Here is a 21,904-nt window from a genome sequence, read left to right as displayed (position 1 = left end):
TTGAATTTTTATGCATAATATAGGCATTTTCACTTACATCAAGTAAATAAACTTGTCGTATCATTTAACTGATTAAAATATCAACAATACTTCCTTTCATGAAATAAAGCCTATAAGTCACTCCTAAAGCTCATCGTCAGTTCAACAAAATTTGTATAATTTATAAAATTTTTTTTAATTTAAGGCAGATTGTCAAAATAAAGTGATCGAGATCAACACTGAAGGACTTATGTATTGTTAAATTTTATGTGCAGTAAATAACAAGTTATCAAATAAATTGAAATTAAAAACGAAAGGCATGATCCCTTGCGATTTTATAAGAACAAACTAACCTTTATCAGGTTGAAAATGTTCTTAATCAAACAGAGATAAAATGGTTATTTTCTTTGTATTTTAGCTAACGGAGCGTTACGATACGGCGGCTTAAAATACTAATACTAATGGGTTAGTCTCTAGTCCATCAGTATTATTAATCAGAGTGTACTGTGGCCCTTGGGCAGTGAAACGTTATTATAAATAGCCAATCACTTCAGTACGTATTTTTTCTACTACAAAGGTAGGTATGTCATGGCAGAGCAATTTGCTAAAGCTTGGGAAGGTTTTGCTAACGGTGATTGGCAAAATGAAGTAAACGTTCGTGATTTCATTCAAAAGAACTACACACCATATGAAGGTGATGAATCTTTCCTAGTTTCTGAGGGTACTGAAGCAACTAACAAGCTTTGGGCTCAAGTAATGGAAGGTATCAAAATTGAGAACAAAACTCTTGCTCCTCTAGATTTTGACACTTCTGTTATTTCTACCATCACTGCACACGATGCAGGTTACATCAACAAAGATCTTGAAACGATTGTTGGTCTTCAAACTGAAGCCCCACTTAAGCGTGCCATCATCCCTAACGGTGGTATCCGTATGGTTGAAGGTTCTTGCAAAGCTTACGGTCGTACATTAGACCCACAAATTTCTAAGATCTACACTGAACTACGTAAAACACACAACCAAGGTGTTTTCGATATCTACACTCCTGACATCATGAAATGTCGTAAGTCTGGCGTATTGACTGGTCTTCCTGATGCGTACGGCCGTGGTCGTATCATTGGTGACTACCGTCGTATAGCGCTATACGGTATCGACTTCTTGATGAAAGACAAATTCGCTCAATTCACGTCTCTACAAGAGCGTTTTGAAAATGGCGAAGATCTAACAGCAACGATGCAACTTCGTGAAGAAATTGCAGAGCAACACCGTGCACTAGGCCAAATCAAAGAAATGGCTGCTAAATACGGTTGTGATATTTCTCGCCCTGCTGAAACAGCACAAGAAGCAATCCAATGGACTTACTTCGGTTACCTAGCGGCGGTTAAATCTCAAAACGGCGCGGCAATGTCTCTTGGTCGTACTTCAAGCTTCCTAGATATCTTCATCGAACGTGATATCGCTGCAGGTCGCATCACTGAAGAACAAGCTCAAGAAATGATCGACCACTTCGTAATGAAGCTACGTATGGTTCGTTTCCTACGTACTCCTGAATACGATGAGTTGTTCTCTGGTGACCCAATCTGGGCAACAGAATCAATGGGTGGTATGGGTCTTGACGGACGTACTCTAGTAACACGTACTAACTTCCGTTTCCTAAACAGCCTATACACTATGGGTCCTAGCCCAGAGCCAAACATCACCGTTCTTTGGTCTGAGCAACTTCCTGCTGGCTTTAAGCACTTCTGTGCGAAAGTATCTATCGATACGTCTTCTATCCAGTACGAAAATGATGATTTAATGCGCCCTGACCTACAATCTGATGACTACGCAATCGCTTGTTGTGTATCTCCAATGGTTGTTGGTAAGCAAATGCAGTTCTTCGGTGCTCGTGCAAACTTAGCAAAAACTATGCTTTACACCATCAACGGTGGTGTGGATGAAAAACTAAAAATCCAAGTTGGTCCTAAAATGGACAAAATCGAAGGTGAATACCTAGATTACAACGAGTTGTGGGAAAAAATGGACCACTTCATGGATTGGTTAGCAAAACAATACGTAACAGCATTGAACTCTATCCACTACATGCACGACAAATACAGCTACGAAGCGTCTCTAATGGCTCTTCATGACCGTGATGTTCGTCGTACAATGGCTTGTGGTATCGCGGGTCTATCTGTTGCAGCTGACTCACTATCTGCAATCAAATACGCGAAAGTTAAGCCTATCCGTGACGAAGACGGTCTAGCGATCGATTTCGAAATCGAAGGCGATTACCCTAAATTTGGTAACAACGACGCTCGCGTTGATGACATCGCATGTGAACTTGTTTCAGTATTCATGGGCAAAATCCGTAAGCTTAAGACTTACCGTGACGCTATCCCTACTCAGTCTATCCTTACTATCACATCAAACGTGGTATATGGTAAGAAAACGGGTAACACTCCAGATGGTCGTCGTGCTGGTACTCCATTCGCTCCAGGTGCTAACCCAATGCACGGTCGCGATGAGAAAGGTGCGGTAGCATCTCTAACTTCAGTAGCGAAACTACCGTTTGCTGATGCACAAGATGGTATCTCTTACACCTTCTCTATCGTACCTAACGCATTAGGTAAGACTGACGATGCTAAGAAAGCAAACCTTGCTGGTCTAATGGATGGTTACTTCCACCATGAAGCAGGCGTTGAAGGTGGCCAACACCTAAACGTAAACGTACTTAACCGTGAAACTCTAGAAGACGCTGTTAAGCACCCTGAGAAATATCCTCAGCTAACTATCCGTGTATCTGGATACGCTGTACGATTCAACTCTCTAACGGCTGAACAGCAACAAGATGTTATCGCACGTACATTTACTGAATCTCTATAATCTTTAGAGCTTTCATGTAATTTTAAGCCCTACTCTTTGAGTGGGGCTTTTCTTTTTCTGCTAAATAACCTCAGATGCATTCATTTACTAACGAACAAACTCCCGACAAAAAACTCGTGCTTCTGCTAGGTTAACCTTATCTTTTGTAATAAAATAAAAACATTATAAAGCTAAGGAATTTTCCTATGTCTACTATCGGTCGTATTCACTCTTATGAATCTTGTGGCACAGTTGATGGCCCAGGTATTCGTTTCATCGTTTTCATGCAAGGCTGTTTAATGCGTTGCATGTATTGCCATAACCGCGATACATGGGATACCCATGGCGGCAAAGAAGTGACAGTAGAAGAGATCATTGCTGAAGCGAAATCTTACCGCCATTTTATGAATGCATCGGGTGGCGGCATTACCTGTTCAGGTGGCGAAGCGATGCTACAACCTGAGTTTGTTCGTGACCTATTCCGCGCTGCACAAGCTGAAGGCATTCATACTTGCCTAGATACCAATGGCTATATTCGTAAACATACAGATGTAATTGATGAAGTTCTTGATGCGACAGATCTTGTTATGCTTGATATCAAACACATGAAAGACGAAGTTCACCACGATTTCATTGGCGTATCGAATCGACGCACCTTAGATTTTGCTCGTTATCTGCATAAAATTGGTCAAAAAACCTGGTTACGCTACGTCATCGTTCCAGGTTATACCGATGATCTCGAAGCCGCCGAAATGCTGGGCGAATTTATTAAAGATATGGATAACATTGAAAAAATTGAGCTGCTTCCGTACCACAAACTCGGTGCGCATAAATGGGAAGCATTAGGGCACGACTACCCACTAGAAGGCGTTGAGCCTCCATCCAAAGAAACAATGGAAAAAGTGGTTGAGATACTCAGCAAATATAACGATAACGTGATGTATTAAGCAAAGATTCTTATCGCGCTATTAAGTTAATAGAATTCAATTAAATTTATCGAGGTTCACTATGGAAATGACTAACGCACAACGTTTAATTTTATCAAACCAATACAACCTACTGGCGCAACTAGAACCCAATAATGCTGAGAAGTATAAGCGTCTACAAGTGATTGTTGAACGTGGTTATGGCTTACAAATGCGTGAGTTGGATAAAAACTTTGGTCACATGGAAGAAGACAAATGTCGTGAAATTATCGATATCATGGAAATGTATCACGCGATGCAAGAGTCAAATAACATGCTATCTGATGCAGATAAAGCGAACGTTGACCAACGTCGTCTGCAATTCCTAGGCTTCGATATTGCAACCGAACATCAAGCCGTAAACTATGTTCGTTTCCTAACGGATTCTGAAGGCTTGTACCCTCAGTTTGATAAAGGCGATCATCACTTCAATGCGCAAATGCCGATGTTAGACAAATATCGTCGCATGATTAGCACATGGCGTAACTGCCCTCGTCAATATCATTTATCAGCCACAGAGCTTACCCAAATCTTTAACGCTTAATTTCTCATCAATTTTTAAGTCTATTAAAGGCGATATTTTCGGATATCGCCTTTTCTTTATTGTTTATTTTACCCCCAGCTTGCCGCTCCCATATCCGTGACAAACCGCAAATGCTTACACAAATAAGTTCATAATTGTTAAGCAGAATAAAAAATCGAGTCTAGTCTTAATTATAGGGTGTACGGATTTTGTCATTTTCACCATTCGACATATTCAAGGGGATTCACTATGAGTATTTTTGACCACTACCAATCACGCTATGAAGCTTCTAAAGATGAAGAACTTTCTCTCCAAGACTTCCTTTCGTTGTGCCAAAAGGACAAAAGTGCTTATGCGAATGCAGCAGAGCGATTACTGCTCGCCATAGGTGAACCTGAAATTATTGACACATCTAAAGAGCCTAGACTAAGTCGAATTTTTTCCAACCGGGTCATCTCTCGCTATAAAACCTTTGAGCATTTCTATGGTATGGAAGAAGCGATTGAGCAAATCGTGTCTTACTTAAAACATGCCGCCCAAGGCTTGGAAGAGCGCAAGCAAATTCTTTATTTACTCGGCCCTGTAGGCGGCGGTAAATCCTCTTTAGCTGAAAAACTCAAAGCACTAATGCAACAAATGCCGATTTATGTTCTTTCAGCCAATGGGGTTCGTAGCCCAGTGAATGATCACCCATTCAGCTTATTTAATGTGGAAGAAGACGGAGAGCTATTAAAAAGCGAATATGGCATCGATCAACGCTATTTACGCTCAATCATGTCACCTTGGGCGGCAAAACGCTTACAAGAGTTCGGCGGCGATATTACCAAGTTCAAAGTGGTTAAGGTGCGCCCTTCTATCTTGAACCAGATCGCGATAGCGAAAACGGAACCAGGTGACGAAAACAACCAAGATATTTCCTCATTGGTTGGTAAAGTCGATATTCGTAAATTAGAGCATTACTCACAAGATGATCCCGACGCTTACAGCTATTCAGGTGCATTGTGTAAGGCCAACCAAGGGGTAATGGAATTTGTTGAGATGTTCAAAGCCCCAATTAAAGTCTTACATCCGTTATTAACCGCCACTCAAGAAGGCAACTATAACGGGACTGAAGGCCTATCAGCCCTACCTTTTGAAGGTATGATTCTTGCCCACTCCAATGAATCCGAGTGGCAAACCTTCCGTCATAATAAAAACAATGAAGCTTTCCTCGACCGGGTTTATATTGTCAAAGTGCCGTATTGTTTACGCGTGTCCGAAGAAATAAAAATCTATAAAAAACTCCTTCTCAATAGTGAACTGTCTCAAGCACCATGCTCACCGAGCACCTTAGACATATTGGCTCAATTCAGCATCTTATCGCGCTTAAAAGAACCAGAGAATTCCTCAGTATTCTCAAAAATGCGCGTCTATGATGGTGAAACCCTCAAAGACACCGATCCAAAAGCCAAAAGTTATCAAGAGTATCGTGATTACGCAGGCGTCGATGAAGGTATGTCAGGGCTTTCTACCCGCTTTGCCTTTAAGATTCTATCTCGCGTATTTAACTTCGACCAAACCGAAGTGGCCGCCAACCCTGTTCATCTCTTTTATGTGATAGAGCAGCAGGTTGAACGCGAACAATTCCCGCAAGAAATCGCGGATCGATACCTTGAATTCTTAAAAGGCTATCTAGTCCCTAAATATGTCGAATTCATCGGCAAAGAAATTCAAACCGCGTATTTAGAGTCCTACTCAGAATACGGACAAAACATCTTTGACCGCTATGTCACTTATGCCGATTTTTGGATTCAAGACCAAGAATATCGTGATCCGGAAACCGGACAGCTATTTGACCGTTCTGCGCTAAATGATGAGTTAGAAAAAATAGAAAAAACCGCAGGCATTAGTAATCCAAAAGATTTCCGCAATGAAATCGTTAATTTTGTCTTACGTGCTCGTGCCAACAATAACGGCCATAACCCTGTTTGGACCAGCTATGAAAAACTTCGCACTGTGATTGAAAAGAAAATGTTCTCGAATACCGAAGAATTGCTTCCTGTCATTTCATTCAATGCGAAAACGTCCACCGATGATCAGAAAAAACACGACAACTTTGTTGCCCGTATGATGGAGAAAGGCTACACCAAGAAACAAGTTCGTTTACTAGCTGAGTGGTATTTACGCGTGCGTAAGTCTTCATAAGTGAATCAGCATTGAGTATTAGCTAACTTGTCTCGTTATACGTCAAGTTAGCTTTATTACGCTGTTCAACATATTGAGGACGCTGCTTGGGGAGGCACTATGTCACAGTTTATTGATCGACGTTTAAATGGTAAGAATAAAAGCACGGTTAACCGGCAGCGCTTTATTCGCCGTAATAAAGAGCAAATCAAAAAGTCCGTTGCTGAGGCGGTCAAAAAGCGTTCTATCACCAACACAGAAACCGGTGAGGATGTCTCTATTCCGAATCACGACATTAGTGAACCTAGCTTCCATCAAGGCAAAGGCGGTACCAAAGAACGTGTTCATCCGGGTAATGATCAATTTACTACGGGTGATCGCATCGACCGCCCACCCGCTGGCGGCTCAGGGGGCGGTTCAGGTCAAGGTGATGCGAGTAATGATGGCGAAGGACAAGATGATTTCATTTTTCAAATTTCCAAAGATGAATATCTCGATATTTTATTTGAAGATCTTGAGCTTCCGAACCTAAGAAAAAATCAAATCAATAAAATTACTGAATGGAAAACCCATCGTTCCGGCTACAAAACTGCAGGGATTCCATCCAACATAGCGATCGTCCGTTCACTTCAGCAATCACTTGCTAGACGCACTGCGATGACGGCGTCTAAACGTCGTCAATTACGGGAATTAGAAAGTATGTTGGATGACATCATGCTGACTGAGCCAGCTCAACCATTAGAAGAAACTCGTATTAAAAGTGAAATTGCCGAATTACGCGAAAAGATTTCTCGCGTTCCCTTTATTGATACTTTTGACCTACGTTATAAAAACTATGAACGCAAGCCCATTCCCTCAAGCCAAGCGGTCATGTTTTGTTTGATGGACGTATCTGGTTCAATGGATCAGGCCACCAAAGATATTGCCAAACGATTTTATGTCTTACTTTATCTATTCTTAACTCGCACTTATGAAAATGTCGACGTTATTTTTATTCGACACCACACGCAAGCTAAGGAAGTCGATGAGCACGAGTTTTTCTACTCACAAGAAACCGGCGGCACCATTGTTTCCAGTGCACTAAAATTAATGAGTGATATTGTCAAAGATCGCTATCCAACCAATGAATGGAATATCTATGCTGCGCAAGCCTCAGATGGTGATAACTGGGCTGATGATTCTCCGCGCTGTAAAGAGTTATTAGTGAAACAATTACTGCCTTATTGCCAATATTATTCTTACATAGAGATCACCAAACGGGCCCATCAAACCTTGTGGAAAGAGTACGAAGACATTGGTGAGTCTTTTGATAATTTTGCAATAAAGAATATCCAATCGCTTGACGACATTTTCCCAATTTTCCGTGAGTTGTTTCAAAAGCAAACTCAATCTTAAGGGGATGATTTATGGTGACGAAAAACCAACAAACATTAGATAAGCAAAGCGCTCACCCAGGCTATCCATTACCTAATGGCCCAGATTGGACCTTTGATTTATTGGAGCTCTACCATACTGAAATCAAACGTGTGGCAGAGCACTACCGTCTTGATACCTATCCTAACCAGATTGAAGTGATCACCGCAGAACAAATGATGGATGCCTATTCCAGCATCGGTATGCCGATCAATTATAACCACTGGTCTTTTGGTAAACGTTTTATTCAAACAGAGCAAAATTATAAACATGGTCACATGGGGCTCGCTTACGAAATCGTAATTAACTCTGATCCATGTATTGCTTACTTGATGGAAGAAAATACCATCACGATGCAAGCACTAGTGATGGCGCATGCCTGCTATGGTCATAACTCATTCTTTAAAGGTAATTATCTATTTCAATCGTGGACCGATGCCAGCTCAATCATTGACTACTTATTGTTTGCTCGTACCTACATTACCGAGTGCGAAGAAAAATATGGCATCGGGGAAGTCGAAAAAATCCTCGACTCTTGTCACGCCCTAATGAACTACGGTGTCGACCGCTATAAACGACCTGAAAAAATTTCGATCCTAGAAGAAAAAGCTCGCCAGGAATCACGCGAAGCGTATCTACAATCGCAAGTGAATGAGCTTTGGCGCACCGTACCGAAATCCAAACATGATGAGCATCACAGCGATCATCGCTTCCCAAGTGAACCCCAAGAGAACTTGCTTTATTTCATTGAAAAGCACGCCCCATTGTTAGAACCATGGCAACGAGAGGTGGTACGTATTGTCCGAAAAGTGAGCCAATATTTTTACCCACAAAAACAAACCCAAGTCATGAACGAAGGCTGGGCAACCTTTTGGCATTACACCATTTTGAATCATCTCTATGACGAAGGCATCGTTACGGATTCTTTCATTCTGGAATTTTTACACAGCCACACTAGCGTCATCGCACAACCGGAATACAACAGCCGCTATTACAATGGTATTAACCCATACGCACTGGGCTTTGCCATGTTTCAAGATATACGCCGTATTTGCGAACATCCCACTGAGGAAGATAAAGAGTGGTTTCCTGAGATTGCCGGCAGTAACTGGCTTGATACCCTGCACTTTGCCATGCATAACTTCAAAGACGAAAGCTTCATCAGCCAATATTTATCGCCTAAAGTAATTCGGGATTTCAAGCTCTTTGCTGTACTAGACGACGATAGGAAAAACTATATTCAAGTCAGTGCCATTCACGATGAGTTAGGCTATCAAGCGATTCGAGAAAAGCTTGCTTCACAATATAACCTGAGTAATTTAGAGCCCAATATTCAAGTGTGGAATGTGAATGTAAGAGGTGATCGATCATTAACCTTACAACACATCCCACAAGATAGGATCCCTCTTAATGATGGCTACCCTGAAGTCCTTAAACATCTTCATCGATTATGGGGATTTGACGTCATTTTAGAAGAAGTCAAAGACTCTGGGCGAAGAGAAGTGCTGGCGACTTGCCCACCAAAGGCCGATAACCACGTTCATCACGGGATTTCTTAAACACGACGAACATATCAACATCAAATAAGTTGACTCTCCCCTTACTGGAACCTTTATGTTATCGATAACTGTTCTATAAGGAGAAAATCATGGATCGTCGTCGATTTTTAAAATTAAGCTCTGCCGCAGGGGTGGCAAGTTTTTCCATCCCTCATGCTTCATTTGCCTTTTCTAATACACAACCAGATACTCAGCAACCCGAGCTACCCAAGCTACCCATTCCTGAATTAATTGATACTCATAACATACAAACACAATTAACGATTCAATCTGGGTTTAGCCAATTTTTAACAACGAACAAAACCCCAACGTGTGGCATTAACGGCCCTTTTCTTGGTCCTGTTTTAAAAATGAAATCAGGGCATGATGCCAATATCAAAGTGACAAATACTTTAGATCGCGCAATGACCATCCATTGGCATGGCTTAGAGATCCCTGGCAACCTTGATGGCGGTCCACACCAACTGATCCAACCAAATGAATCATGGCAAGTGACCTTACCTATTCGTCAACCTGCTGCAACTTGTTGGTTCCATCCTCATCAACATCCCACCACGGCTGAGTACGTGATTAAAGGCATTGCCGGCATGATCTTAATTGAAGACGAATTAAGTGATTCACTCAACCTTCCATCTGAATGGGGTGCCGACCAAATCCCATTAATCATTCAAGACCGTCGCTTTAAAGATAATGGTGAGTTTGATTATGAATTATTAGATATTGTTAATGTGGCAATGGGTTATGCAGGTGCTCAAGTATTGGTCAATGGCGCTATCTACCCTCAGGCTGAAGTAAATTCAGGTTGGGTGAGATTCCATCTGCTCAATGGTTCTAATGCTCGTACTTATCGCTTAACTGCTTCTGATGAGCGTGAGTTCTTTGTTATCGCCTCAGATGCTGGACTATTAGATAAACCGGTTAAAATGTCACAACTGGATATGGCTGCCGGTGAACGCTACGACATTTTAGTGTCAACGCACGATAACCAACCGTTTGATTGGGTGACTTTGCCTGTCAAACAAATGGGAATGATGCATGCGCCATTTAATCAACCTTACCCACTAGTGAGCGTACAAACTAATCGTCAAAAAGGTAAAGGCGAACTACCAACCAGTATGGCTGTACTTCCCGAACTCACACCATCTAGAGCAACGGTAAAACGTGATGTGGTACTCGGCATGCCAGAAGAGCTAGATAGACAAGCAATGCAAATCATGATGGCAAGACAACCGAGAATGTCCGGCATGGCAAAACGTATGGATATGATGAGTACACATGGTAAGTCTGGCTCGAATGGTTCACACGGCATGCACATGGATCAGGACATGAAGCATGATATGAAAGGTATGGCCACACCAGAATCAACGTTTACGAAAAAAGAGTTACTGCACATCAACACCATCAATGGTCGTCCATTCGATATGCAGCGAATTGATTTCAATGCCAAACAAGGTGAGTTAGAACACTGGATAATAAGCCAAGGCAAAGATCATATGCTGCACCCCTTCCACATTCATGGATGCCGCTTTAGAGTGCTATCCATTAATGGTAACCCACCGCCAAAACATTTAAGCGGCTGGAAAGATACCATCAGCGTATTCCCAATGGGCACAACCGAGCTATTGGTTCAGTTTAACCACTTAGCTTCAAAAGACACGCCTTACATGGCGCACTGCCATATTTTAGAACATGAAGATACCGGAATGATGATGCAGTTTACGGTTTCTTAATCCTCAAAAGATCAAAAGCCTAGTTCAACGATGAGCTAGGCTTCTTATGATTGTTATAGCTATGGTGGATACTTTATAACGATGGCACGTACATAGTCCCTTTGACCACTGTCACGGCTGAACCAATCAGTTTAGTTCGACCATTTGGCAATAACTCGGTATCCACATACCCACCGCGTGCAGAAGCTTGATAACCTTTAAATTTGGCTTGGCCCAATTTATCGGCCCAGTAGACGGTCAATGCGCAATAGGCCGACCCCGTAACCGGATCTTCATTAACCCCAACCCAAGGGGCAAAGTATCTCGAAATAAAGTCTAAATCATCATTGGTTGAGCGGACCGTAACTAACACTCCACGGCCACTCATTTTCTTTAAAGCATCAAAGTTTGGTTGAAGGTTTAATAAGCAAGTTTCTTCACTCACTTCAATAAAGACTTTTGAATCGAAGTGACCATAAGAGACGATTTCATCTTTAACGATGCCTAACTGTTGGATTAATTCCGATGAGATTGGCACATCAAACAAGATAACAGGGGACGGAAAATCCAGTTCAATCGTCGATTCATTGATCTGCGCCGTTAATGTTCCCGATAAGGTTTCAAAGAGAACGCACTCTCCGACCTTAACTTGCCCTCTTTGCTTCAAAACATGAGCAACCGCCAACGTACCATGCCCACACAACTTCACTTCAGCTTTGGGCGTAAACCATCTTAATCTCATATCATTAAGCGATAAAAAAGCCGTTTCTGATACTGCCATTTCTTCGGCAATCGACAACATTAATGACTCACTTAACCCTGCATCACTAATACAAACACCAGCTGGATTGCCTTTGAATGCTTCGCTGGTAAATGAATCGACTTGGTAAATTTCTAAATCCACGGATGCTCCTTTATCGTTACCACGTTTAATGATTAAAGATACAGCTGCTTGTTACACGCTGCCTTCTTTCTCGATCACCAAAATTCTCGCCTCACCATTCGGATGAGCTACATGTTCAGTACCAACAGAGGCATAAAAAATATCTCCAGAATGTAACGTTACCGATCTCTCCTGTCCATCCTGTTTATATAACATTTCAACAATACCATCTAAAACGACAAACACTTCTTCACCGTCATTGATATGCCATTTATAAGGTTGATCGGTCCAATGTAAACGAGTAGTAATACCATCCATGTTGGCAATGTCTTTTGCCCCCCAAGCTCGTGATGCGGTAAATGCTTTGCTTCTTATAATTTCCAAAGTGCTCATCCTAAGATTACGTGAAAGTCAAAAACGTATATAGCGACAAGCATTAGCTGCTTTTGGCGTCGGCTGGGTGCGTTTGTTATCTGTTGCATTCATTTATTTTGTGGCTGACTTTTTTTGTCTATCAATACATCTTGTTGCCATTTACTGGGCTTCTTGTCCACGCGATGAATACAGCCAGCCCAACAGCACGGTCGCTTTTTCCCTTCTTGCAGCTCCTCAACGGTTCGAATGATCCGTTTTACTCTAGTCTTCTCTTGTTTAGCGTCTTCAATCCTGCAAATGAATTCATTACGGGCAATCGGCGTCAATGCTTCCCAAATGCTAATCACGTCTTTTTCAGTTAGCGCTTTGGCCAAATCAACAGGCAGCTCGTGTACTAGTCCCCCAGAAATTTTTGAAGTCATATGTAAAACCTTTTATCAATAATTCGATTTGCTAATTGGCAATTCACCTAACACCGCAATTACGAGATTGGCCCGTGTATTGCCTTGTTAAGGATAATTTCCATCGGCTGATAAACCAAACCTGCCGACTCATCGGCTTCGCCTTTGCACTTAAATCCGTACTTCTCATACGCAGGAACTGAAGATAGAGACGCGCTAACTGTGATAGTTTCAACCTTCGCATAGTTCAGTGCTGATGAAAGCAATGCCTTACCAATGCCTTTTTTCTGGCATTCTGGGCTAATAAAAAGCATGGCAACATGACGACCTTCCTTAAGCTCTATTACACCTTCCACTTTTCCATCAATTTCTGCGACCAGCACCAAGTTGTCGCCCTTCATTCTTTCAAGAAAAGCATTCGTCGCAGCAATTTTAGAAAAGGTTGAAACCCCTTCCTCAGACAATGTGCCTGCAACGGACTGCTGAAATGAAGCCATACAAGTTGCGCTGACAGATTCAAGATCCTTCTCTTCCATTTTCCTGACAAACACCGACATCCCCTAAAAACTTAACTATTTAATAGACGAAAAAATGACCTAACCTTCCATCTATCATTCCATTCATTTTTCCATTCAACAAGCTAAACATCTAACTTAAGTCATGGAATCAAACTTATTTATCGAACGACTACTCCCCCATGTTTCGATATTCATTAGGTAGTAACAGGTGGGAGGAGGTTCTGAACTACGCTCGTTCCTCGCTTTTCAGAATGACGGGAGATATTAAGTTCTCTAGGGCATCATTCTATACAATGAGAGAAGCGAGTGGAGATTCTAAATCACGTTCGTGCCTCACTTGTTCAGAATGACACTAGCGTAAACCGTAAAAAAACAAAAAGCCCAATCCATCACTGAATTGGGCTTCATTTTCATGCTGATTATAGAGCGTTTACTTCGCCAATATCTTACGCACGATTTCTAAGTCTTCTGGCGTATCAACCCCTGCGGCAGGCGCTTCTTTGGCAAGAGCGACATGAATTTTTTCGCCGTACCAAAGGACACGAAGTTGCTCTAAAGATTCAATTTGCTCTAGGGCGCTTGGTTGCCAATTAATATAAGTATTGATGAAACCTGCGCGGTAGGCATAAATACCTATATGACGCATTAGTGGATTGCGGATGGTTTTGTTATCACTTGCCCAAGCATCGCGATCCCAAGGAATTGAGGCGCGGCTAAAGTAAAGTGCATAACCTTGTTCATCAGTGACCACTTTAACGACATTAGGATTAAACACTTCTTCCGACTCATCAATACTTACGCCAAGCGTTGCCATTGGTGCGGTGCTGTTGGCTAAGTTATCCGCCACCTGTTTGATGATAGACGGTGGGATTAACGGCTCATCACCTTGCACATTCACAATGATGTGATCATCGGCAATACCCATCTTCTCAACCACTTCAGCTAAACGTTCGGTGCCCGATTGATGGTCTGGTGACGTCATACACACTTCGCCACCAAAGCTTTTCACTACCGCTTCAATTCGAGCATCATCAGTTGCAACAATGACTCTTTCAGCCCCTGCTTGCAAAGCTTGTTGATGCACCCATTGCACCATCGGTTTACCAGCGATATCCGCTAATGGTTTACCTGGTAGGCGAGATGATTGATAACGCGATGGAATGACGACAGTGAATGACATTTAACGTCCCTCATCCATCGACATTTTACGAGCTTCAACGGCCAGCATGACAGGAATGCCTTCTTTGATTGGGTAGGCTAAACGATCAAACTTACAAATAAGCTCTTGTTTGTCGTTATCCAATACCACTTTGCCTTTGCATACTGGGCAAGCCACAATTTCAAGTAGACGATGATCCATATTGACTCTTAACCTCTGTGATTTTTTTAATAATATTCTGTTTATCTTGCGATGATATTTGTGCTGAAACTGGTAAGTACCACCAGTTATCTTCGGCAAATAGGTAGCATTTAACGGCATCTTTCTCCGTCATAATAAGATGCTTCCCTTTGCTCGCAAGTTGTTGTAATTCTGATTGTTCAAACGCTTGATGATCGGCGAATGCTTGAGTTTTTACGACCTCTGCACCTAATGATTCTAGTGTGTTGAAAAAACGAGGCGGATGACCAATTCCAGCAAATGCCACTAATTGAGGGAGTTGCTGTACTGATATTTTCTCACCGGTTTTTAAGTTCACCGCTTCACTAGGCTCTAACGTCATGGCGATTTCATTGCCTTGCGCCGTTCCGCCGTTAGTGATCAAAAAGTCCACTTCATCTAAACGTTCTAGCCCTTCGCGTAGTGGACCAAACGGAATGTAATGTTGATTACCAAAACGGCGTTGACCATCAATCACTACAAATTCGATATCCCGCTCAAGTGCGTAGTGCTGTAAGCCATCATCAGTGATAATGATATCCACATTTTGATCTAATAATGCTTTAACCGCTTGACTTCTTAGTGGAGCCACCGCCACAGGCGCACCTGTTCGACGTTTGATTAAAGCGGGTTCATCACCAGATTGAGCACTCGGTGTATTAAGCTCCACGATTAATGGGTAACGTTCCGCTTTACCGCCATAGCCGCGAGAAACCACCCCTGGCTTCATCCCAAGAGATTGTAGGGTTTCCACCAACCAAATCACCACTGGCGTTTTACCATTGCCACCAGCGGTAATATTACCGACGACGATAATAGGCACTGGCGCGCGATAACTTAATTTTTCACCCGATGCATAGGCGTTACGACGTTTGCCGCTAATCCATTTAAATAGCAGGCTTAAAGGCCATAAAATTGGAGATAAAACCCAACCGAGTGGGTGCTGGTGAAACCATATTTTCTCAACCATCACTCTACCCTATTGAATTAACGTTCTGATTCACAATACCAAAGCGCATTATTCACCAAATTGAATACGGTGAAGTTGGGCATAAGCACCATCTTTTGCAATTAAAGAAGCGTGATCACCACGTTCAATAATTTCACCTTCATCGACCACTAAAATCTCATCGGCATTTTCAATAGTCGATAAACGGTGAGCAATCACGATCACGGTTTTGTTCTTTTGCAGTTCATCTAATGCCGCTTGAATCGCACGCTCTGATTCCGTATCCAATGCAGACGTTGCTTCATCAAGAATCAACACTGGTGCATCACGTAATAAAGCACGAGCAATGGCCAAACGCTGACGCTGCCCACCCGATAGATTGACACCATTTTCGCCAATCATGGTATCGAAGCCTTCATCCATATTCTCAATGAATTCAGAAGCATAAGCTAGGTCCGCAGCACGCTTGATTTGCTCAAAGCTATAATCACCTTGGGCGGCATAAGCAATATTATTAGCAATAGTATCGTTAAATAAATGAACGTTTTGAGAAACGAGTGCAAAGTGAGTACGCAAATTCGATAAGGTATATTCACGAATATCACTGCCATCGAGGAAGATTTCACCGGAGTCAATATCGTAGAAACGAGTAAATAGGTTCGCGATGGTACTTTTACCAGAGCCTGAACGCCCGACCAACGCAACGGTTTTCCCTGCCTCAACATCAAACGAAATATTACGTAATGCCGGAGCATCTTTGGTTGGATAGGTAAAAGTAACATCCTTAACCGTAAGATTACCTTTTACTTTATCGACTTCTTTACTGCCCGTATCAACTTCAGGTGGTAGCTCGATAATCCCAAATATAGTCTGACACGCGGCCATCCCTTTTTGGAAATCAGAGGTGACATTTGTTAACGATTTTAACGGTTTCATTAATGCAAACATTGCAGAGAAAATAACCGTGAAAGTACCGGGAGTTAATTGTTCTTTAATCGAATCAATACTCGCTAAATACAAAACAACGACCAGTGCACTTGAGGCAATCAACTGAACAATTGGGTTGGCCGCCGCTTGCGCCGACACCATTTTCATTGATTGTTGACGCATTTTATTACTCACCGCATCAAAACGCTTTTTCTCAACGTGTTGACCACCGTAACTCAATACGACTTTATGACCTTTCAGCATTTGCTCAGCCGATGACGTCACATTTCCCATCATATCTTGCATGTTTTTACTGATGCGACGAAAACGCTTCGATACCACACGAATCGCAATCGCGACAACCGGTGCAACCGCAATCAGAACAAGGGAAAGCTGCCAACTGTTATAAAACATCAAGAACAATAGACCAATAATACTCGCACCTTCACGCACAATGCTGACTAGAGCTTTACTGGTTGCTGATGCGACTTGCTCTGAATCGTAAGTAATGCGAGATAAAAGCGAACCCGTCGACTCTTTATCAAAATAACTGACCGGCATCTGCATGAAGTGATTAAACAGTTTACGACGCATTTCCATCACGACATTACCTGATACCCAGCTCAAGCAATAGGTTGAAACAAAGCCACTTAAACCACGGACAACCATCATGCCAAGTACAATAAAAGGTAGGACTTTTAAAAAGTTGGAATCTGAACTTCCAAAACCTTCATCCAATAATGGTTTTAATAGTGACACCATATAAGTATCACTGGCGGCATTGATGATTAACGCAATCGTAGCGACGAATAAGCCCGCTTTATAAACGCTGATTAATGGCCATAATTTTTTAAAGGTTTGAAATGTGGTTTCGTCTTTTGCTGACGCTATTTGATTTTCAGACACGATGTCTTTTTGTTGAGTCATATACACTTCATTTTGATTTAGACAATTCTATTCATTCTAACCCTTTACGCACTATCTGCCTATACCATGGCTGATATTGGTTCACTCTCTTTTGCTCAATGAACCAATCATTTGAGTAAATTGAAATCGTTATTTGACCACTGTGCGCAGTATCTAACCATTGCGCCCCATTTTTTAAATAACGACTTTTGATCTTTTCACTCGGGAGCCCCCATTGATTATTTAAGGCAACCGAGGCTATCGCGACTTTCGGTCGAACCGCGTCTACAAATAAAGGAAATGACGATGTCTCACTGCCATGATGCGGGACCGTCATCACATCAACATTCGATAAGTGGTTGCCCCTCATCATTAAAAGTTCTGATATCGCATCAATATCACCGGTTAATAATAAGGTAAATTGTTGGTCTGAAATTTTAATGACACAAGAATGTGGATTGTAAGCACGCTCAACTTGTTTTGGAGGCCAAACCACGTCAAAGCTCAAGCCTTTCCAGTGCCAGCTTTGTCCTTGAATACAAGGTAAATACCCATCGAGAAACTCACTGCTTCTTCTCCAAGTGGGTGATAATCTTGCTTCGACATCCAAGCGCCCTCCTGCATGATCGGAATCAGTATGGCTAATAACTAACCCAGATAATTGATATTCACCACTTTGCCGTAATAATGGAACAATAACCGAATCAGCAATACTGCCGCCTTCCCAACTAATCCCGGTATCATATAAAACCGTTTGTTGCTCTTTACGAATCAGTACCGCTAAGCCTTGACCAACGTCCAAAATTTGTACTTGCCAGGATGGCTTAGGCCTAGCAGGAAAAAATGCCCATAACACCGCCAGAATAGTCACCACATAAAACGCGGAATAAAAGCGGAAACGCCAAGCTAGCAATATAAAACAAAGCCATAAACTGGCCACTCCCCAATCGTGTGATAGCGGTAGCCAGGCGCCTTCTACCTTATGCAATAACCACAAAATGGGAAATAACGTAACATCCACCCATTGCCAAACAAGTGACAGCCAACTCGCATCAAATAGAGCACTCAGGATCAAACCGCAAAACACAGCGGGCACCACGACCACACTCACCCAAGGAATGGCCAATAAGTTAATCACAGGAGAAACCCAACTAGCACCACCAAAAAAGATAACATTCAAAAACCCCAAGCCGATAAAGAGTCCAAGCTGAACAATGATGACTTGCCGCCAATTGATCCCCCTATTGATTTTTTGTTGCCGATAAAACCAGATCGACAAGTAAATAATGACAATGGCTCCAAAGGATAACCAAAAGCCCATCTGGAGAATTGAAAAAGGCTGTATTAGCAAGACAAGACTCAAACTCAATAGCAATATCTGCCACACTGACCAATGAATTCGACTGGATAACATAAATAATACTAAGCCCCCCATAATAACTGCCCGTTGGGTAGGCAATGAGAAACCGGCTAGATAGGCATACATCAAAGCAATAAAAAAACCACTAAACAGAGGAAGAAATCTCACGAAATAAAACGATGGCATGATAAATAAAAGGGATGATTTGATAAGGCGACCAACATTCCAGCCTATCGCCATCGCCAATCCAATATGCAATCCTGAAATGGCCATTAAGTGTGAAAGTCCAGAGTCTCGTAACTGTTGCCATTGCTGCGCAGATATCAAACTTCGGTCACCAAAAGCCAGCGCGATTATAAACGGCTTTGAGGCTAATTCATTCAGATAAGAAGAAACTTTGGTATGTAACCATAAACGGAAAGAATAGCCTGTTTTTATTCGGATATTTATACCGTCATCTGGCTCAATAACCGCTTTACCATGCCAGAGATTAGAGACATAATATTGCTCGTTATCAAAGCCTGCGTCATTCAATTGACCTATGATGGGCTTCACATGAAGTTTAAATTGCCAGTATTCTCCAAGCTGTGGTTGATTATCACCTTTTAGATTAAAGAACACTTTTACATTGGGTTGTGCATACTTGGGTAAGTTGAGTTTCCCAATACGGTGAAGGGACAAAACCATTTGTTTCCCGTGAATTGCAGGATGAACAAGGCTAATAACTTTTGCTTGTACTGTGATATGACTACCTTGAGAAAACAAGGTTTCTGTCACATCGCGATAATGATTACCATGAATAATGACAATCATGCCACCAAGCAGTAACCCTTGCCCCAAATAGCCAGTTTTTTTTAAGTAATCATATTTTATAAAGAAAAGAGCCAGAAATAGTACTACAATCGGCATCAACAAGATGAGTGCCGGCATAGATGGCCACAACGCACCACTTGCGATGCTAAATATGAAACCGAGCAGAATATAATTGCGATTAATATGAGCCACCACTTATGCCAAAAAAATTGATTAAACGCTTCATGCCTGATCATGAAAAAATTAAAAGCCAAAAAGCCTTAAAGATTTTTGGCAGCGTTTTGTATAATCCCAATTTATGGTGTTTGAATAGACGCTCTGCGGCTGGTGCTTTTGCTGTTGGTCTATTTATTGCGTTTATACCATTACCAAGCCAGATGATTATGGCTTCCGGTGCTGCCATTTTATGTGGCGTAAACTTGCCGCTTTCCGTTGCCTTGGTTTGGGTCAGTAATCCCATCACCATGCCATTTTTGTTTTACTTTGCTTATCGTATTGGTGCATGGCTCATGCACACTCCAGAGCAAAACTTTCACTTTGAACTGACCTGGAACTTTTTTGTCGACCAAATTAATACCATAGGCCCACCGCTATTACTCGGCTGCTTTGTTTGTGGTGTTGTGCTTTCTATTGTTGGCTATTTTGGCATCCAAGGCTTATGGCGCTACTCTGTTGTTCGAAGCTGGCAAAAACGCCGTTTACGATAACCTAGAAAATAGATAATTCAGCTACTATCTCGATTTAAAACCCAGACAAATAAAAAAGTGCTACCAAGTTAATGTTCTTAATGAACAATCTTGATAGCACTCTTTTTTTTGAGACAGGTGTTAGGGTGCGAGTCGCGGGTGCGCTACGCTTCGAGTTGCGAGTAAGAGCGATTCTTTCCCACAACACGAAACACATCACTCGCTACCTTATGTGTGATTTTCTGCAATCTTCTCTGGCTGTTCGGCTCTCGAACGAAGTGTCCTCGCAACTCGGAGCGCTTCTGCTCTTATTTCGCACTTAAAACCGTTGCAGGGTTCAATTTACTCGCTCTTGATGCTGGATACCAGGTGGCTAATAAACTCAGCGTGATCGCGGTACCAGATACCAGCACTACATCTGGCCATGAAACCAATGATGGTAGAAAGTCGATAAAATAAATATCGCCCGACAAAAACTGATGCCCTATTAATAGCTCTAAGCCTTTAATAATCGGCGTTAAGTTATAAGCAACAAGTACTCCAAAAATACTTCCGACTACGCTACCTAAAACCCCTGACATCACGCCATACCAAACAAAAATACGCTTAATCAAGCCATCGCTTGCGCCCATGGTGCGGAGGATTGCAATATCGGAGGATCTATCTTTTACCGCCATCATCAAGGTCGACACGATATTAAAGCTCGCCACACCAATCACTAGCACCATGACAAGGTACATAATGGTACGAACCATTTGGATATCGTGATGCAAAAAGCCATATTTTTCTTTCCAGCTTTTTAAATAAGCATAAACCGGAATTGTCGCGCCCACTTCTCGAACAATACGGTCAGCGTCAAATACTGGTTCAACTTTTAACGAAACGCCACTCACACCATGGCCCATCTTCATGTAGTTCTGTCCATCTTCCAATGGGATCATCACTAACCCATGATCGATTTGGCCTCCTAAGGTTAAGAACCCAGCAACCTTTACTCGTACACGTTTTGGCGCACTCAATTGCAACTCACCACTTGAACCCGCAGGTGGAATTAAGATAGTGATCGAATCTCCGACGTTAACATTCAGCTTTTCAGCCACGCCCTTACCTAGCACGATTTGGTTTTGTCCTGCTCGAAAATTTTGCCACGCTTTCTTATCGACAAATTTAGAAAGGCTCGATACCGCTCGCTCATAATCTGGGTCAACAGCACGAACTTCCACCGCTTTAAGCTTACTGCCCCGTTCTAGCAGCGCAGTAAAACGCACATAAGGTGCTGCGGCTTTCACCTGCTTATTCTTATTGGCAATGGAAGCAATTTGTTGCCAATCTTGAATCGGCTCTCTTACCCCTTCAATTTCCGCTTGTGGGATCACCGATAACACACGATTTTCTAGCTCGCGCTCAAACCCATTCATTGCGGATAAACCGATAATAATAACCGCGACTCCAACCGCAATACCAATCGTTGACGACAGAGAAATAAAAGAAACCAGCTTATTGCGCTCTTTTGCTCGGCTAAACTTAGAACCAATGAATAACGATAAAAACAT

General features: G+C 42.1%; 18 protein-coding genes. 8 read left to right on the top strand and 10 right to left on the bottom strand.

Going from position 1 to position 21,904, the window contains the following annotated elements; translation table 11 throughout:
* Positions 1-567 precede the first annotated feature (567 nt).
* The 7 genes from pflB to cueO all read left to right on the top strand — a co-directional run bounded on the left by pflB (position 568) and on the right by cueO (position 11,176).
* On the top strand, positions 568-2,844 hold the full coding sequence (gene pflB, locus VRUMOI_RS05520) for a formate C-acetyltransferase (protein WP_089138640.1): 2,277 nt from the start codon (positions 568-570) through the stop codon (positions 2,842-2,844).
* 185 nt (positions 2,845-3,029) lie between these two features.
* Positions 3,030-3,770: a pyruvate formate lyase 1-activating protein gene (gene pflA / locus VRUMOI_RS05515; RefSeq protein WP_089138639.1), complete on the top strand. Its 741-nt coding sequence runs from the start codon at positions 3,030-3,032 to the stop codon at positions 3,768-3,770.
* 61 nt (positions 3,771-3,831) lie between these two features.
* Entirely contained in the window at positions 3,832-4,332 is a 501-nt protein-coding gene (locus tag VRUMOI_RS05510) for a YfbU family protein (protein ID WP_089138638.1), read from the top strand.
* A 228-nt stretch (positions 4,333-4,560) separates the two neighbouring features.
* Positions 4,561-6,495 carry a PrkA family serine protein kinase gene (locus VRUMOI_RS05505; protein ID WP_089138637.1) on the top strand — a complete coding sequence of 645 codons (1,935 nt, stop codon included), beginning with the start codon at positions 4,561-4,563 and terminating at the stop codon, positions 6,493-6,495.
* A gap of 99 nt (positions 6,496-6,594) precedes the next feature.
* Positions 6,595-7,869, top strand: a complete 1,275-nt coding sequence (locus VRUMOI_RS05500; RefSeq protein WP_089138636.1) for a YeaH/YhbH family protein — start codon at positions 6,595-6,597, stop codon at positions 7,867-7,869.
* Positions 7,870-7,880: 11 nt separating this feature from the next.
* Complete coding sequence (locus VRUMOI_RS05495) at positions 7,881-9,446, top strand: SpoVR family protein (protein WP_089138635.1); 1,566 nt, start codon at positions 7,881-7,883, stop codon at positions 9,444-9,446.
* Positions 9,447-9,535: 89 nt separating this feature from the next.
* Positions 9,536-11,176 carry a multicopper oxidase CueO gene (gene cueO / locus VRUMOI_RS05490; RefSeq protein ID WP_089138634.1) on the top strand — a complete coding sequence of 547 codons (1,641 nt, stop codon included), beginning with the start codon at positions 9,536-9,538 and terminating at the stop codon, positions 11,174-11,176.
* A gap of 73 nt (positions 11,177-11,249) precedes the next feature.
* Here cueO and VRUMOI_RS05485 read toward each other — a convergent pair whose 3' ends face one another.
* From VRUMOI_RS05485 to VRUMOI_RS05445, 9 genes are all read right to left on the bottom strand, one after another.
* Positions 11,250-12,059 carry a PhzF family phenazine biosynthesis protein gene (locus VRUMOI_RS05485; RefSeq protein WP_089138633.1) on the bottom strand — a complete coding sequence of 270 codons (810 nt, stop codon included), beginning with the start codon at positions 12,057-12,059 and terminating at the stop codon, positions 11,250-11,252.
* Between the two features lie 51 nt (positions 12,060-12,110).
* Positions 12,111-12,431, bottom strand: a complete 321-nt coding sequence (locus VRUMOI_RS05480) for a cupin domain-containing protein (protein WP_231897491.1) — start codon at positions 12,429-12,431, stop codon at positions 12,111-12,113.
* 89 nt (positions 12,432-12,520) lie between these two features.
* Positions 12,521-12,835: a YdeI/OmpD-associated family protein gene (locus VRUMOI_RS05475; protein ID WP_089138631.1), complete on the bottom strand. Its 315-nt coding sequence runs from the start codon at positions 12,833-12,835 to the stop codon at positions 12,521-12,523.
* A 59-nt stretch (positions 12,836-12,894) separates the two neighbouring features.
* Positions 12,895-13,365 carry a GNAT family N-acetyltransferase gene (locus VRUMOI_RS05470; RefSeq protein ID WP_197712950.1) on the bottom strand — a complete coding sequence of 157 codons (471 nt, stop codon included), beginning with the start codon at positions 13,363-13,365 and terminating at the stop codon, positions 12,895-12,897.
* A gap of 397 nt (positions 13,366-13,762) precedes the next feature.
* A complete protein-coding gene (kdsB, locus tag VRUMOI_RS05465; RefSeq protein ID WP_089138630.1) occupies positions 13,763-14,512 on the bottom strand; it encodes a 3-deoxy-manno-octulosonate cytidylyltransferase in 750 nt (249 codons plus the stop codon).
* Complete coding sequence (locus VRUMOI_RS05460) at positions 14,513-14,692, bottom strand: Trm112 family protein (RefSeq protein WP_089138629.1); 180 nt, start codon at positions 14,690-14,692, stop codon at positions 14,513-14,515.
* Positions 14,673-15,680: a tetraacyldisaccharide 4'-kinase gene (lpxK, locus tag VRUMOI_RS05455; RefSeq protein WP_089138628.1), complete on the bottom strand. Its 1,008-nt coding sequence runs from the start codon at positions 15,678-15,680 to the stop codon at positions 14,673-14,675. The genes VRUMOI_RS05460 and lpxK overlap by 20 nt, the downstream gene beginning before the upstream one ends.
* 48 nt (positions 15,681-15,728) lie before the next feature.
* Positions 15,729-17,513: a lipid A ABC transporter ATP-binding protein/permease MsbA gene (msbA, locus tag VRUMOI_RS05450; RefSeq protein ID WP_408646256.1), complete on the bottom strand. Its 1,785-nt coding sequence runs from the start codon at positions 17,511-17,513 to the stop codon at positions 15,729-15,731.
* A gap of 31 nt (positions 17,514-17,544) precedes the next feature.
* Entirely contained in the window at positions 17,545-19,857 is a 2,313-nt protein-coding gene (locus VRUMOI_RS05445) for a DNA internalization-related competence protein ComEC/Rec2 (protein WP_162598343.1), read from the bottom strand.
* Between the two features lie 5 nt (positions 19,858-19,862).
* On the opposite strand from VRUMOI_RS05445, the gene VRUMOI_RS05440 reads away from it, so the two are divergent.
* The gene (locus tag VRUMOI_RS05440) at positions 19,863-20,372 is read left to right on the top strand and encodes a DUF2062 domain-containing protein (protein ID WP_089138626.1); all 510 of its coding nucleotides are present in this window, start codon (positions 19,863-19,865) and stop codon (positions 20,370-20,372) included.
* 287 nt (positions 20,373-20,659) lie between these two features.
* Here the strand turns inward: VRUMOI_RS05440 and lolE are convergent, their stop codons facing one another.
* The gene (gene lolE, locus VRUMOI_RS05435) at positions 20,660-21,904 is read right to left on the bottom strand and encodes a lipoprotein-releasing ABC transporter permease subunit LolE (protein ID WP_089138625.1); all 1,245 of its coding nucleotides are present in this window, start codon (positions 21,902-21,904) and stop codon (positions 20,660-20,662) included.

Origin of the sequence: Vibrio rumoiensis, assembly GCF_002218045.2 — a bacterium.
Classification (GTDB): Bacteria; Pseudomonadota; Gammaproteobacteria; order Enterobacterales; family Vibrionaceae; genus Vibrio; species Vibrio rumoiensis.
The sequence above is the reverse complement of the archived record's forward strand: the minus strand, read 5'-3'. Positions and strand labels throughout refer to the sequence as shown.